The organism is Mesorhizobium sp. M0598 (genome assembly GCF_040320865.1).
Classification (GTDB): domain Bacteria; phylum Pseudomonadota; class Alphaproteobacteria; order Rhizobiales; family Rhizobiaceae; genus Mesorhizobium.
This window is the reverse complement of the sequence record NZ_JAMYQL010000011.1, coordinates 116,967-131,926: the sequence shown is the minus strand read 5'-3', so window position 1 is coordinate 131,926 and position 14,960 is coordinate 116,967. Positions and strand designations below refer to the sequence as shown.

The 14,960-nt window shown below is 62.2% G+C and carries 12 protein-coding genes and 1 pseudogene; 4 read left to right on the top strand and 9 right to left on the bottom strand.

Annotated elements, in window-relative coordinates; genetic code table 11:
* Positions 1-62 precede the first annotated feature (62 nt).
* Together NKI59_RS16440 and NKI59_RS16435 are read left to right on the top strand one after the other, a co-directional pair.
* Positions 63-1,445 carry a 3' terminal RNA ribose 2'-O-methyltransferase Hen1 gene (locus tag NKI59_RS16440; RefSeq protein WP_352705390.1) on the top strand — a complete coding sequence of 461 codons (1,383 nt, stop codon included), beginning with the start codon at positions 63-65 and terminating at the stop codon, positions 1,443-1,445.
* Positions 1,442-4,018, top strand: a complete 2,577-nt coding sequence (locus NKI59_RS16435; protein WP_352450724.1) for a polynucleotide kinase-phosphatase — start codon at positions 1,442-1,444, stop codon at positions 4,016-4,018. Before NKI59_RS16440 ends, NKI59_RS16435 begins: the two co-directional genes overlap by 4 nt.
* 8 nt (positions 4,019-4,026) lie before the next feature.
* On the opposite strand, the gene NKI59_RS16430 is transcribed toward NKI59_RS16435, so the two are convergent.
* Together NKI59_RS16430 and NKI59_RS16425 are read right to left on the bottom strand one after the other, a co-directional pair.
* Positions 4,027-4,317, bottom strand: a complete 291-nt coding sequence (locus NKI59_RS16430) for an HlyU family transcriptional regulator (RefSeq protein WP_023678291.1) — start codon at positions 4,315-4,317, stop codon at positions 4,027-4,029.
* Between the two features lie 113 nt (positions 4,318-4,430).
* A complete protein-coding gene (locus tag NKI59_RS16425; protein WP_352705387.1) occupies positions 4,431-5,111 on the bottom strand; it encodes a PadR family transcriptional regulator in 681 nt (226 codons plus the stop codon).
* A 267-nt stretch (positions 5,112-5,378) separates the two neighbouring features.
* On the opposite strand from NKI59_RS16425, the gene NKI59_RS16420 reads away from it, so the two are divergent.
* Entirely contained in the window at positions 5,379-5,636 is a 258-nt protein-coding gene (locus NKI59_RS16420; protein WP_031212108.1) for a DUF2798 domain-containing protein, read from the top strand.
* 63 nt (positions 5,637-5,699) lie between these two features.
* On the opposite strand, the gene NKI59_RS16415 is transcribed toward NKI59_RS16420, so the two are convergent.
* From NKI59_RS16415 to NKI59_RS16385, 7 genes and pseudogenes are all read right to left on the bottom strand, one after another.
* Positions 5,700-6,080 (bottom strand): thiol-disulfide oxidoreductase DCC family protein, encoded by a 381-nt coding sequence (locus tag NKI59_RS16415; protein WP_352450721.1) that lies wholly within the window; start codon positions 6,078-6,080, stop codon positions 5,700-5,702.
* A gap of 209 nt (positions 6,081-6,289) precedes the next feature.
* A complete protein-coding gene (locus NKI59_RS16410) occupies positions 6,290-6,583 on the bottom strand; it encodes a GYD domain-containing protein (protein ID WP_352450720.1) in 294 nt (97 codons plus the stop codon).
* A gap of 207 nt (positions 6,584-6,790) precedes the next feature.
* Positions 6,791-7,189 (bottom strand): annotated as a pseudogene (locus NKI59_RS16405) (sigma-70 family RNA polymerase sigma factor); the annotation flags it as partial.
* 135 nt (positions 7,190-7,324) lie between these two features.
* Complete coding sequence (locus NKI59_RS16400) at positions 7,325-7,888, bottom strand: hypothetical protein (RefSeq protein WP_352473952.1); 564 nt, start codon at positions 7,886-7,888, stop codon at positions 7,325-7,327.
* Between the two features lie 38 nt (positions 7,889-7,926).
* On the bottom strand, positions 7,927-9,948 hold the full coding sequence (gene rpoD, locus NKI59_RS16395; RefSeq protein ID WP_023678297.1) for an RNA polymerase sigma factor RpoD: 2,022 nt from the start codon (positions 9,946-9,948) through the stop codon (positions 7,927-7,929).
* Between the two features lie 374 nt (positions 9,949-10,322).
* Positions 10,323-12,284: a DNA primase gene (gene dnaG / locus NKI59_RS16390; RefSeq protein WP_023678298.1), complete on the bottom strand. Its 1,962-nt coding sequence runs from the start codon at positions 12,282-12,284 to the stop codon at positions 10,323-10,325.
* A 156-nt stretch (positions 12,285-12,440) separates the two neighbouring features.
* Positions 12,441-12,812, bottom strand: coding sequence for an RcnB family protein (locus NKI59_RS16385; protein WP_352705384.1), 372 nt, complete (start codon positions 12,810-12,812; stop codon positions 12,441-12,443).
* A gap of 378 nt (positions 12,813-13,190) precedes the next feature.
* Between NKI59_RS16385 and NKI59_RS16380 the strand changes: the two genes are divergently transcribed.
* Positions 13,191-14,855, top strand: a complete 1,665-nt coding sequence (locus NKI59_RS16380) for a Na/Pi cotransporter family protein (RefSeq protein WP_352705382.1) — start codon at positions 13,191-13,193, stop codon at positions 14,853-14,855.
* Positions 14,856-14,960 lie beyond the last annotated feature (105 nt).

The following is a 14,960-nucleotide window of genomic DNA, read 5'->3' as shown; positions in this document are numbered from 1 at the left end:
CTATTGTGGTGGGCCACACAACCGCCATTGGTTATTCCGCTTGTCTGCGCTATCGGTCGCGGATGTTCCTTTCCGTTGCCACAACGCACCGTCCGGCCACCGATCTCGGCTTCTTGCTGCACAAGCATCCGGATCGTCTGCACGAGACCGACCTGTCTTTCGGCAAGGCGTGGCTGTTCTATCCCGAGGCAACCGAAGAGCGTTGCGAGGCTGCACTCCTGCTCGATGTCGATCCTGTGGGCCTGGTGCGGGGCAAGGGCCAGGCAGAGGGCCTGCTTGACCAATATGTGAACGACCGGCCTTACGCAGCATCATCCTTCCTGTCGGTGGCGCTGAATAAAATGCTGCGGACGGCGATGACCGGTATATCGAAGGAGCGCCAGGAACTGGCCGACAGCGAACTGCCGCTGGAAGCCGTGGTTACGCCACTGCCAATGCGCGGCGGTGAGGTTCTGGTTCGAAGTTTGTTCGAACCCTTGGGCTGGACAGTCGATCTGACGCCAATCGAAGGAATCGGGGGTGTTGCAGGCGAGCCCCGATACGGCCATCTGAAGCTGACCGGCACGGGCCGGCTCAGCGCCTTGTTGAACCACCTCTATATGCTGATCCCGGTGATGGACGATGCCAAGCATTATTGGGTCGGCGAAGCAGAGATCGACAAGCTGCTGTCCAAAGGCGAAGGCTGGCTGGAAAATCATCCGGCCAAAGACCTGATCGTGCGCCGCTATCTGGGCAATCGCAGGGCCTTGACCCGCATCGCCCTGGAGCGGCTGGCTCCCGAGACGTCTGGCGAGGCACGACCTGCCGAGTTGCGCGCCACGCCCGAGGAAGCGCTTGAGACGCCTATCCGGCTCAACGATCTGCGCATGGACGCAGTTGTCCACGCCATTCGGGCGACGGGAGGAACCACGGTTGCGGATCTGGGATGCGGTGAAGGTAAGCTGCTCGACAGGCTGGTGCGCGAGCGATGGATCCACAAGCTGTTCGGTCTGGATCCGGCGGCGCGCGAACTGGAATGGGCCGCAAAGCGTCTCAAGCTGAACGAATTAGGCGGGCCGCCCGAGGCCCGGGTCACGCTGCTGCATGGATCGCTGACCTACCGGGACAGCCGTTGGGCCGCAGCCGACGTCGCCGTTCTGGTCGAGGTCATCGAGCATCTCGACGAGGACAGGCTGCCCCTGGTCGAACGCATCGTTTTCGGTGAGACGGCGCCCAAATCCGTCATCGTGACCACTCCGAATGCGGACTACAACGCTCTGTTTCCAAGACTGGTCCCTGGCGCATTTCGCCATCCCGATCACCGTTTCGAATGGAGCCGGGCTCAGTTCCAAGCCTGGGCGGCCAAAATCACCGAGATCTATGGCTATGCAGCCACCTTCAGCGGTATCGGAGCCGAGGACCCGACCCTCGGCGCCCCCACACAGATGGCGGTGTTCACCCGATGAGAGAACCCGATAAGACCAACCTCACCATTCCTGACTTCGCCCTCGTCGTGCTGATCGGCTCGACCGGATCGGGCAAGTCGACTTTCGCCGCCAAGCATTTCCTGACGACCGAGATTATCTCCTCGGACCAGTGCCGGGCGCTGATCTCCGACGACGAAACCGACCAGGACGTCTCTGCGGATGCCTTCGACCTGGTTCGCGAAATAGCCGGCAAGCGGCTCAAACACCGCAGGCTGGCCGTCATCGACGCCACCAATGTGCGAGCCGCCGACCGCAAGGCCTGGATTGAGCTGGCGCGCAAGTGGCACGCTTTGCCGGTCGCCGTGGTCCTCGATCCAGGCGTCGAGGTGTGCGTCGCACGCAATGCGGTGCGAGCCGACCGGCCGTTCGGCGCCGGGGTCGCCCAGCGCATGACAACCGAGATCCGCAAGGGTCTTGGCGGCCTCCAACGCGAGGGCTTCCGCCAAGTCTGGAAGCTTACCAGCGAGGCCAGCATCGACGCGGCCGAGGTGTCGCGACAGCCGCTGTGGACCGATAAGCGCGACGACCATGGCCCGTTCGATATCATTGGCGACATCCACGGCTGTTCGGATGAGCTTCATATCCTGCTCGCTCGATTGGGCTACAGCATCGTCTGGTCTGAGCATCAGGGCGACCGAACGGTCACCGTGGTTCCACCAGAGGGCCGCAAGATCGTCTTTGTCGGCGACCTCGTCGATCGCGGCCCCAACTCGCCCAACGTACTCCGCATTGCCATGAGCATGGTCGCGGCTGGAACGGCTTACTGTGTCCAGGGCAACCATGAACGCAAACTCAGCCGCTGGCTAGAAGGCCGCAAGGTCACGGTCGCTCACGGCCTCCAGCAGACTGTCGATCAGCTAAATGCACAGGACCGAGGCCTGCGCGAGGCGCTGCCGGCCTTTCTCGACGGCCTGCGCAGCCATGTCTGGCTCGATGGCGGAGGCCTCGCCGTCGCCCATGCCGGCCTCAAGGAAGAGATGATCGGACGCGGTTCCGGCGCTGTGCGCGAGTTCGCTCTGTACGGCGAGACCACAGGCGAGACCGACGAGTTCGGGCTGCCCGTCCGTGCCGACTGGGCTGCGGCCTATCGTGGCAAGACGGCCATTATCTATGGACATACGCCCACGCTATCGGCCGAATGGGTCAACAACACCCTGTGCATCGACACCGGATGCGTATTTGGCGGCAAGCTGACGGCCTTGCGCTGGCCGGAACGCGAACTGGTCGAGGTGTCGGCAATCGAGACCTGGTCGGAGCCGATACGTCCGCTGGGCGGGTCCGGTCCCGGTAAATCGGCACAGGCCGACGCCGACGGCGTGCTCGATTATCAGGATGTCTCCGGTCGCCGTTGGATCGAGACCGGACTGAGGGGCCGGATTGTCGTGGCCGAGGAGAACGCGTCGGCAGCACTGGAGGTGATGAGCCGCTTCGCGCTCTCGCCGCAATGGCTGATCTATCTGCCGCCGACCATGTCGCCGTCCGAGACCAGCAGCCAGGACGGCTGGCTGGAACGTCCGGAGGATGCCTTCGCTTACTTCCGCGAGCGCGGCGTTGCGCAGATCGTGTGCGAGGAGAAGCACATGGGTTCGCGGGCAGTGATCGCGCTCTGCCGGAACGCGCAGGCGGCACGCAGCCGCTTCGGGGTCCCTGGCGACGAAACCGGCGCAATCTGGACCCGCACCGGACGCTCCTTTTTCAATGACACTGCCATGACGGAGGACCTGCTCGCCCGTCTTCGCACCGAGGTCGACGCGGCGGATCTGTGGAAGGAATTGAACAGCGACTGGCTGCTGCTGGACGCCGAGATAATGCCTTGGTCGGCCAAGGCCGGCAGTCTGATCGAAAGCCAGTATGCGCCTGTGGCCACATCCTCTGCCGCCGGTCTCAAGGCCAGCAGCGAGGCGCTGGCCCGTGCGATGGCGCGCGGCGTCGATGCAGCCGGCCTGAACGCACGCCTTGAAGACCGGGCCGTCCGCGCAGCCAAATACGCCACCGCCTGGGCACCCTACGTATGGCCAGTTTCGGGCGTCGAGGACCTTAAGGCCGCGCCTTTCCACCTGCTGGCCAGCGAGGGACGTGTTTGGTTTGACCAGGACCATGTCTGGCACATGTCGCTCGCGGACCGTCTGGCTGCCCGTGGCGGCGTGGTCACGCCGACTCGATGGCGTATGGTTGATCTGGCCGACGGCAGCGCGTGTGCCGAGGCCGTCGCCTGGTGGGAAGCGCTGACTGGCTCAGGCGGCGAAGGCATGGTGGTCAAACCATGCGACTTCGTCAGCCGTGGCAAGAAGGGGCTCATCCAGCCGGCGCTGAAGGTCCGCGGCCCGGAATATTTGCGCATCATCTATGGTCCCGAATATGACGCGCCCGACAATCTCGTCCGCCTCCGAGAACGCGGCCTGGCCGGCAAGCGCAGCCTGGCGCTCAGAGAGTTCGCGCTTGGCCACGAAGCGCTAACGCGATTTGTCGCCAAGCAGCCGCTACGCCGGGTTCACGAGTGTGTCTTCGCCGTGCTGGCGTTGGAAAGCGAGCCAATCGACCCAAGGCTGTAGTAGCCGATCTATCCGAAGATCTTCTCGCCTTGCTCGTCGACCAGCTGGATGCCCTTTTTGATCGAGATGTCGACAGCGTCATCAAGCCCGGCAAAGCGGTCGGCGCGGATGAATTTGTGCTCCTTCATCACGCCGTCGATCTCCTTCGAAACCACGCCGCAGGTCTGGTACTGGCCCTCCGCCTTGTAGGGCGTGGCGCTGATCAAAAATCCCTTGTGCTCGATCTGCTTTGCCGGCGCCGCTGTCTTTGGCTCGGCGGCTTCGTTGCCTCCGCCGAAAAGACGCTTCAGAAAAGACATGGGGTATCCTCCAACGGCAATCATCCTGCACCACATAGCGCGGTGCAGGATGATTTTCAGTACCGGTCCTTGGCCGAGCGGGCAAGGGCCGCAGCTGGCTTGGCACTCAGAGGTCAGTCGCGCGACAACGCTTCCAACGCCTCTGCGGCAGCTTCCAATATGCTGATTGCCTCGGCCTGCTTTGCTTCAGGCGCATCGACGATTTCGCCGAGCGCGGCGCGCAGCCGGTGGCGCACGGCGCGAAACTCGTCGCGCTTTTCCGAGCGGCCGCGGCCGCGCCGGCCACCGTCGCCGTCATCGTTCCAGCCGAACCAGTCGCGCGCCTTCGCCATCTTGCGGCCGAAGCGCTCGAGATGTTCGAGCACGTGGTCGATCATCTCGCGATTTTCGTTGAGGTGCGCCTGCCCAGCCTCGGTGATTGAAAACACCTTCTTGTTGCCTTCCGCCGTAGAAACGGCGTAGCCGGCCTCTTCCAGGAAGGTCAGCGTCGGGTAGACCACGCCGGGGCTCGGGCTGTAGAAGCCGCTGGTGCGCTCCTCCAGCGCCTTGATGATGTCATAGCCGTGCCGCGGCGCCTCGGCCAGCAGCGACAGCGTGATCAGCTTGAGATCGCCGTCGGCCAGCATGCGCCCGGTGCGGAACATGTCGCCCGGCCCGCCGCGTCCGCCGCCTCTCATGCCATGCCCGAACGGACCAAAGCCGCCGCGCCCACCGAACTTGCCGGCCATATGCATGAAAACGCGCTCGGCGTGTTCGCCAAAACGATGATGCCCGAAATGATTGTCTTTGTGCATTGTCTGCTCCTTGAGTTATGTCTTACGATATATCTCAACTAAGTGCCCGCCACGGTCGAGTCAAGATATATCTTACGATGTATCTGAAAATGGCACCAGCAGGATTGATTTCGCCAGCGAGGGCAGCTAGAGGGTGCATGAGGGCCGAAGGCCGCTCCGTAAGCGTCTGTGAAGCAACGCATCCACCCCGGTCGTTCCGGGCAGTTACGCCGACAATACCGGCGAATGGATGCAAGGCGACGAACCGGATGCTTCAGGGAAATCCAAATGACCATGAAAACCCCCCGCAGCAAGCTGCCTGCGCGCTATGCCGCCGTGCTCGGCCCGCTGGTGCTGTCGTTGCTGATGACGTTCATCGTGTCGTTCATCTCGACACTGAAAAGCCTTGGCTTCCAGCCCGACATGCTGGCCACTTGGCTGACGGCTTGGGGCCTGTCCTGGCTGGTGGCCTTTCCGACGCTGCTGCTGGTGCTGCCGGCGGTGCGCCGTATCGTTGGCTGGCTTTGCGAGCCCGTGGCTCGATAGCAGGGCACGCGAAAGGCCTGGAAACAATTTCCGGACCTTTCGGTGCGGAGCGAATAATACCCGTTACCAGCGGCCTTTGCGCCGGTTCCAGGCATAGAGCAGATCGGCAAAGCGATCATAGCCATAGCGCGTCAACGGCAGTGCGCCGGGATTGCCGAACAGCGTTGCGAGCCAGCCTTCGCCGGGCGTCGTCCGCCATACAGCAATGGCAACATCGGCGCCGGCCAGCAATTTGCCGTCGGCGTCGATCGCATGCAGCCGGCGCCGGATGTCCTCCAGCCCGATGCCGTATCCGGCCAGCGCCGCCGGTTCGGCATTGATGTCGCGAAATTCGATCCGCCCGGCCTTGACCGCCTCGATCAGCCGCCGCTTCTGCCGGCTGATACCGGCATCACAGACCGGACAGCGCGTATTATACCAGACGGTCAGCAGAGGCTTGCTCATCTTTCGAAACGGCACCAGAGGACACGCACGGATTATCCGAGAAATGCCGTTGCGCCGCAACGTGACACGATACCGGCGGAATGGCCGGTTTCGCTGATCCAGGTCGCCCAAAGGGTACGCAGCGGTTTTACGATAACGACATGCATAAAAAGAAGAGCTTAAGCGCGTCGCAAAGGCCGTTCAGCGCGACGCGCTTCAGGCGCCGCGGCTCAGCCGAGCGAGGTGATGATCTCGCGATAGGCATCCTCCGGGAAAGCCTTGAGCGTCCGAGTCCTGACGTTGCCAGCCGTCGCCAGCATTAACGAGAAACGAGCCAGGACGGCATCGTCGGGCGCTTCGAGCACGGCCACCATGTCGCAATCCCCCATGGTGAGATAAAATGCCTTGAAGGACCCGCCCATGTCTCCCAGCAGCTTCTTGGCGGCATCGAGCCGCTTCGGCGATTCGCGCACGTTTTTGGCGCCTTGCTCCGTCCAGTTGATCAGCACGATGTAAGTTGTCATGCCACACCTCCCTCCGGTGCCACGGAGCACGGCGTCCAACTGCCGGGGCGGGCATCCGGGTTTGTCGCCCAGAGAATGCGTCCGTCGCGGAATTATCCTCTCGTAGGGCACGACACGCAAGAGCGGCGCGTTCAATCGTGATCGCCTGTGCCCAAACGGAAAAGGGCGCCACCGGCGCCCTTGAAACTGCTTATCCGTCACCCGGCCTCAGCTGTCGAGGAAGCTTCTGAGCTTGCGCGACCGGCTCGGGTGCTTGAGCTTGCGCAGCGCCTTGGCTTCGATCTGGCGGATGCGCTCACGGGTGACCGAGAATTGCTGGCCGACCTCTTCAAGCGTGTGGTCGGTGTTCATGCCGATGCCGAAACGCATTCTGAGCACGCGCTCTTCGCGCGGCGTCAGCGAGGCCAATACGCGCGTCGTCGTCTCGCGCAAATTGGCCTGGATCGCTGCGTCGATCGGCAGGATCGCCATCTTGTCCTCGATGAAGTCGCCCAGATGCGAATCCTCCTCGTCGCCGACCGGCGTTTCGAGCGAGATCGGCTCCTTGGCGATCTTCAGCACCTTGCGCACTTTTTCCAGCGGCATGGCGAGCTTTTCCGCCAGTTCGGCTCGCGGCCGGTCTCATGCAGCCGACTGCACCACGAGCCCGGTGAACCGTCGATGGCCATTGCCCTATCATGCAAATGTCAACCGCTTTCATCCGGCTGTCACTATCACGGACAAATCCCTGTGGAATTACAGTTATTGAACAACATCAATTCCCGCCGCAAAAAGTCCGTCCGCCGTGCCGCGCCCGGTCAACACGACCCGAGTGCCCTGATGAAGTGTATTACGAAAGTTGTCCGAGATACCGCATAGAGTGCCGGTCATCATCGGCATGCCCGCCAGACTGACTCTATTCGGACAGCGGTAAGACCAACCCGCCGTATCACTGACGGAAAATTCGAGTTGCGTATGCTTCCCCATCAGTGCCGCCAGCCAGAGCGGGTATGCAGTCAGGACAGTTGCACGGATAAAAACGCCGAAAATAAAAGGCAACACAATAACGCCAAAACCAGAAAGGATGAGGGTCTTGATGGACACCTGCGGGGCGTCGAAGTCCCTTGCAAACTTTCGGCAGTAAAGAACGAGAATTAAGCAGCCAGCAGGTATAGCAATCGATTTCGCGATCATATCGTGGTCGCTCACATAACGTTGCGACGGCACAAAAGAATGACCGAAGATCATTGCTCCAAGTAGAGCCAATAGGTGAATGGTAAGACCGGCCAGGCTGAAAACGATGACCCGTGGGAGGAGGCGGCGCAATGACCGTCTCTCTGTTATCTCCCCCACGGAAGCCTAGCCTAACTGTCCAGGAAGCTGCGCAGCTTGCGCGACCGGCTCGGGTGCTTGAGCTTGCGCAGCGCCTTGGCTTCGATCTGGCGGATGCGCTCGCGGGTGACCGAGAACTGCTGGCCGACCTCTTCAAGCGTGTGGTCGGTGTTCATGCCGATGCCGAAGCGCATTCTGAGCACGCGCTCTTCGCGCGGCGTCAGCGAGGCCAATACGCGCGTCGTCGTCTCGCGCAAATTGGCCTGGATCGCCGCGTCGATCGGCAGGATCGCCATCTTGTCCTCGATGAAGTCGCCAAGATGCGAATCCTCCTCGTCACCGACCGGCGTTTCGAGCGAGATCGGCTCCTTGGCGATCTTCAGCACCTTGCGCACTTTTTCCAGCGGCATGGCGAGCTTTTCCGCCAGTTCTTCTGGCGTCGGCTCGCGGCCGATCTCATGCAGCATCTGGCGCGAGGTGCGCACGATCTTGTTGATCGTTTCGATCATGTGCACCGGAATGCGGATGGTGCGCGCCTGGTCAGCGATCGAACGGGTGATCGCCTGCCGGATCCACCACGTCGCGTAGGTCGAGAACTTGTAGCCGCGGCGGTATTCGAATTTGTCGACCGCCTTCATCAGGCCGATATTGCCTTCCTGGATCAGGTCGAGGAACTGCAGGCCGCGATTGGTGTATTTCTTGGCGATGGAGATGACGAGGCGCAGATTGGCCTCGACCATTTCCTTCTTGGCGATCGCGGCTTCGCGCTCGCCCTTCTGCACCTGGTTGACGATCTTGCGGAATTCCTGGATCGAAATCGCCGTCTCGGTGGCGAGGTTCTGGATCTCGGCGCGCAGGTCGCGGATGGCGTCCTTCTCGTTCTTGGTGAATTCCTTCCAGCCGCGCGAAGTCAAATTGCCGATCGAGCGGGTCCAGTTCGGATCGAGCTCCGAGCCCTGATATTCCTTGAGGAATTCCTCGCGGCGCACGCCATAGCTTTCGGCCAGCCGCAACAGCTTGCCTTCGTTCTGCACCAGGCGCTTGTTGATGTCGTAGAGCTGCTCGACCAGCGCCTCGATGCGCGCCGTGTTCAAGGACAGCGACTTCACCGCCTTGATCAGCTGGTCCTTCAATTCCTTCAGCCGGCGGTCCTGGCTGGGCGACAGCGTGCCGGCGGCGGCCAGCCGGTTCTCGACCTGCTGGTCCTGCAGCTTGCGCAGTTTCTTGTAGGTGTCGGCAATGACGTCGAGCGTCTCCATCACCTGCGGGCGCAGTTCCGCTTCCATCGCCGCCAGCGACAGGCTCGCCTCGTCATCGTCTTCCTCGTCATCGTCCACCAGGCCACGGGTGTCGCCGCCGACATTGGTGATGTCGTCCTCGTCCTCGCGCGAACGGCGCGACTTTTCCTCGGTCTTGGCTTCCTCGATACGCTCGACAACCGGCGCCTGCTTGGCCTCCGGCCCGGCATAGGTCGCCTCGAGGTCGATGATCTCGCGCAGCAGGATCTTCGATTCGTTGAGCTCGTCACGCCAGATGATGATGGCCTGGAAAGTCAGCGGGCTTTCGCACAGGCCCGCGATCATCGTCTCGCGGCCGGCTTCGATGCGCTTGGCGATCGCGATTTCGCCCTCGCGCGACAGAAGCTCGACTGAGCCCATCTCGCGCAGATACATGCGGACCGGATCGTCGGTTCGGTCGGTCGGCTCTTTCTTGGTCGTGGTGGCGGCGACGGCAGTGCCGGTCTGCTCGGCCAGCTCGTTGGCGTCTTCCTCGGCGTCAGCGGCGGTATCGGCGGCTTCGGGCTCCTCGCCCTGCTCGTCGTCCTCGACCACGTTGATGCCCATGTCGGAAAGCATGGCCATCGTGTCCTCGATCTGCTCGGAGGTCACTTCCTCCGAGGGCAGCACCGAATTCAGCTCGTCCATGGTGACATAACCGCGCTTCTTGGCGGCCTTGATCATCTTCTTGACAGCATCGTCGGAAAGGTCGAGCAGAGGGCCATCGGTCGCGGCCTCGCGTTCGGTCTCGACTTCTTCCTTTTCTTTTGTCGCCATAGTCTTTATTTTCTCCAAGCGGCTGAGTATCAAAGCCGCGTAAGCTGCCGGTCCGGTCAAATTGGATGCGCTCCTTCCAGAACGCGCTTTACCGGGCCAGTAACTGCATCTCTCGTTAAGTCCAGATTAACCCTGATATCTGTGGCAAGCTGACTGCCTGTCCAGTGATCAGTACCTTACATCGCTGCATTCCCGTCGATGCCGGGGCGGGTTAACGTTTCGAATCGACCTGATTCCGCCATTCTGGCGGAAGGTCAAGCGCCTCTCGCATGATTCGCATGAAAAAAGCGAATCAATTACCCGACTTAGAGCACCGCACGCTTGATTCAACGCGCAAGCACGTCCTTACATTTCAGTCTTCTGGAGGCTTCGATCTAAACGCGCCCAGCTCTGCCCGACGATACGCCAAACCCTTCGATCAGCGCTTCCGTTGCCTGCACATCACGAAATTGCGCCTGGATTTCGACCAGGTGCCGGTAATTTTCGTCCGTGGGATCGCTGGCGAGCGCTGCTTCCGCCTGCTTCAGCTCCTTATGTAAGGTGCGCGCGCTGCGCTGCAAGTGGAGAGCTTGGCTGAACGCATCGCGAGCATCGTCGAGTGCTGCCGTTTCCAGCGCCGGCCATTGCCGCGCACGTTTGATCAGCGCCACCGCGCGCTGCCAGATCTCACCGCAGCCGGCCCGCTCGATCGTCGCGATTACAGCCTCGCGGTTGTTGGCCATATCGTGCGCCATGGCGTCGAGGATGGCCGCATGCAGCCGCTTCAGATCGGAATTGGCGAGATCGAGGAACTCGACATGGGCGAAATTCTCGTCGATCAGCACGGGATGGTTGACGAGGGCCGCAATGATCGTCGCCTCGCGCACCGACATGCCCTCGCCGCCGCGTTTGACCAGCGCCGAGCGGCCGAGGCTTTCGGTGATCGCGGTGCGCCCACCGGCATTGCCGCCACGTGCAAACTGTCCGCCGGGTGCTGAGACCCTGCCCGGGAAGCGCTCACCTGGCCGTCCGTCCTGACGTCCCTGGCGTCCGCGCTGGGCACCGAAGAAGCTCTGCACGCGCTCGCGCATTTCCTGTTGGTAGTGATAGCGAAGGCTCTCGTCGCGGATGCGGCTGGTCAGTTCGCGTAGCGTCTTTTCGAGCTCCGCCCGCCGTTCCGGCGTGTCGAAGATGCCGCCGGCGGTCTCGCGCATCCACAAGAGGTCGGCCAGCGGCCGCGCCTCGGAAAGCACGGCGCGGAACGCATCCGGTCCGTCACCCTTGACCAGATCGTCGGGATCCTTGCCCTCCGGCAGCAGGGCGAAGCGCACGGAGCGGCCTGCCTGGACCGCCGGCAGCGCCATGTCGGCGGCGCGCCACGCTGCCTTCAACCCGGCCTGGTCGCCGTCGAAGCACAGCACCGGCTCGCCAGCCATGCGCCATAGAAGTTCGAGCTGGTTTTCAGTCAACGCGGTGCCGAGCGGCGCCACCACGTTTTCGAAGCCGGCCTGCGCCAGCGCGATCACATCCATGTAGCCTTCGACGGCAATGACGGTGCCGCCCTTGGCCAGCGCCCCCTTTCCCAGCACTTGGCGCGCACGGGCGAAATTGTAGAGCACGTTGCCCTTGTGGAAGAGCTCCGTATCGGGCGAGTTCATATATTTGGCCAGCGCATCCGGCGCCAGTGCCCGCCCTCCGAAGGCGATGATCTTGCCCCTGGAATCCGGGATCGGGAACATGATGCGGTCGCGGAACCAATCGTACGAAACCGGGACGTCGTCGCCATGGCGCACCAGCCCGCACGCCTCGATGTCGGCCTTGGGGACACCCTTGGCGGCAAGATGCTCCTTCAGCGCATTGCGGCTGTCGGGGGCATAGCCGAGGCGGAAAGACTGCTGCGTCGCCGGTGTCAGCCCCCGGTCGCGCAGATAGGCGCGGGCCTTTGCCCCTTCCGGTCCCTGCAGCCGTTCCTGGAAGAACGCCGTCGCCATCTCCATGACGTCAGTCAGGCTGGCGCGTTCCTTTTCGCGCCGCTCCTCCTGGGCATCGCGAACCGGCATCGGCACGCCGGCCATGTCGGCGATCTTCTCGACCGCTTCAGGAAAGCTCATCCCGTCAAGTTCGGTCAGGAACTTGAAATGGTCGCCCGAAACCGAGCAGCCGAAGCAATGGTAGCGGCCCTTCTTGTCCTCGCAGTGGAAGGACGGGCTCTTCTCGCCATGGAAGGGACAGCACGCCCAATAGTCGCCGCGCGGCGCGTTAGTCTTCTTCCTGTCCCACGCGACGCGCTGGCCGATCACCGAAGAAATCGGCACGCGGTCGCGGATCTCGTCGAGGAAAGCAGGCGGAAAGCGCATGGGGGACAGCTCGTTTGGCCTCCATATAATCACGCCGGCGAAGCCCGACGACTCCTAATGGCGATCATACCCGGTTTTCACAGGCCAAAAAGAGAAGGCGGCCCGCGGGCCGCCTTCTCGATCTAAACCGACGCAGCGCGGTCAGCCGTTCCGCGGTCACTGCGCGGCGATGGCGCCGAAGATCAGGCCGGAGAGAACGCTGACCAGCAGATAGTCATTGCCGACCCGGATCCACTCCTGGCCGGGACCGGGACGGCGCAGGCCATAGTGGCGATAATCGCGGATCGGCTGGTGACGCTTCCAGCTGGAATATCTCTGGCCGTTGCGCCAATGGCTGCGCTTCACGACGATCTTCTTCTTCACTACGACGCGCTTGTTTACGTCGATATGCCTGCCGGGCCTTTGCCAGTCGACCTGGCTGTAGTTCGACTGCGGCGCGTTTGGTGTGTTCAGAGGTGCAGCCTGGCCCTGCCAGGTGGTTGCGGCCAGCATCGAGAAGGCAATGGCGGAAAGAACGATACGTTTCATGGCGGGTACCCCTTGGTTGTCGATGCCTACGGAATAGAGCCGGAAGGATGAACCGAAACTGAACACCGAGATTACGTTTTCGTAATGATTTCTTGCATTTAGAACGACTAATTCAGCGCTACCTTTAAAGCGACCGTCCGAGAATGGACGCATGACCCTCCGCAACCCCGCAGGCTATGCAACCATTTTGTCAGCCATCCATTTCCGACACGCCCCGTCGCGTGGCAGCACGCGTCCGAACCGGGCAAAATTTATTATTCGGCTAAAATAAATCGGAGTAATATCAACCTCTGCAATGTCCACGATTCGCGCCCACTTTTGCCCCTTTGACTTCACCGCGCCCGCGTCGCTGGCACCTGTCGCGTTGCGGGGCCTGGCATGAGTGGCTCTGTCGTTTTGCTGCACCTTGCCGGTGCGGTCGCATTGATGCTGTTTGCCACCCGTTTGGTGAAGACCGGCGTCGAGCGCGCCTATGGCGATGTGCTGCGCCACAAACTGCGCGCCACAATGCGCAATCCGTTCATGGCGGTTCTGGCCGGCTGCGGCCTGGCTGTCGCGCTGCAAAGCTCGACCGCCGTCACCTTGCTGGTCGGCTCATTCGCCGGCTCCGGTATTGTCAGCGGCATGTCGGGCCAGCTTGCGGTGCGCGGCGCCGAGATCGGCTCGGCACTGGTGGTCAAGCTGCTCACCTTCGATCTGTCGCTGCTGGTGCCGATCTGCCTGGTCGCCGGCACCGTCATGTTCATGGCCACCGAGCGGCGCGACTGGCGCCAGTTCGGCCGCATCCTGGTCGGCATCGGCCTGCTGCTTCTGTCGCTGGAGATGATCGGCCAGGCGTCGGAGCCACTGCGCCAGAGCACGCTGATGCCGCTCATCGTCGATTACTTCTCCGGCGATCCGGTCACCGCCTATCTTCTGGCGGCGTTGGTCACCTGGCTGTTCCATTCCTCGATCGCCGCGGTGCTGCTGATGGTGACGCTGGCCGGCCGCGGCTTCATCCCGCCCGAACTCGGCATCGTGCTGGTGCTCGGTGTCAATCTCGGCTCTTCGATCATCGCGCCGCTTCTAACCCGCAACGCAGAACCCGGCGTTCGTATCGTGCCGATCGGCAATCTCCTGATGCGCGGCATGGGTTCGCTGATCATGCTGATCCTGTTCCTGACGTTCAAACCGCCGGTCGCCTTCTTGGGCAGCACGGTGCCCGAGCAGATCGTCAATGCCCACATTGTCTTCAACATCCTGATCCTGATTGCCGGCCTACCGCTGGCGAGCCTGGTCTATCGCGCCTCGGAAAAGATCGTGGCGCTGGGCACCAAGCCGCAGCCCGCCAACGCGCTCGACGTCGTCGAGCTTTCGGCGCTCAACGAAAGTGCGCTCGACGTGCCGAGCCAGGCATTAGCCAACGCCACCCGCGAGGTGGTGCGGGTCTGCGAAACGGTCGAGATCATGCTGAAACGGATCATCGAGCTCTATGAGAGCGCCGATGCCGACAAGATCGGCGCGTTGGCCGCACTCGACGACCGTGTCGACAGGAAGCACGCTGCGATCAAGCTCTATCTGGCCAAGGTCACCAAGAACCCGTTGAGCGAGGACGAGGCGCTGCGTTGCCAGGAGCTGATCGGCGCCTGCGTCAAGCTGGAGCAGGTCGGCGACATCATCGTGCGCAACATGCTGGTCCACGTGAAGAAGAAATTCGAGCGCGGGCTGGAGTTCACGCCGGAAGGCTGGCGTGAGCTTTGCGCCTTCCATGGCTTGGTGCTTGCCAATGCCAGGCTTGCCTTCAACGTGCTGGTATCCCGCGATCCGGAGACCGCTCGCCAGTTGGTGCTGGAAAAGGACCGGCTGCGCGACCGCGAGAAGGAGACCAGCCAGAGCCATTTCGTACGGCTGCGCGACGGCACCCCCAAGAGCGTCGAGACCAGTTCGATCCATCTCGACACCATTCGCGACCTCAAGCAGATCAACTCGCTGCTCGCCTCGATGGCCTATCCCGTACTTGAAGAGCGCGGCCTGCTCACCGGTTCGCGGCTGAAGGCCGGATAGATTGCATCCACAGGCCGGGTAGCTTCAGAACATCGCCTAGAAAATTGCTGTTGGCCAATGCGCAGAAAATTATCTTTGCGCCACCTCCTGTCTGTCGGCTAAAGA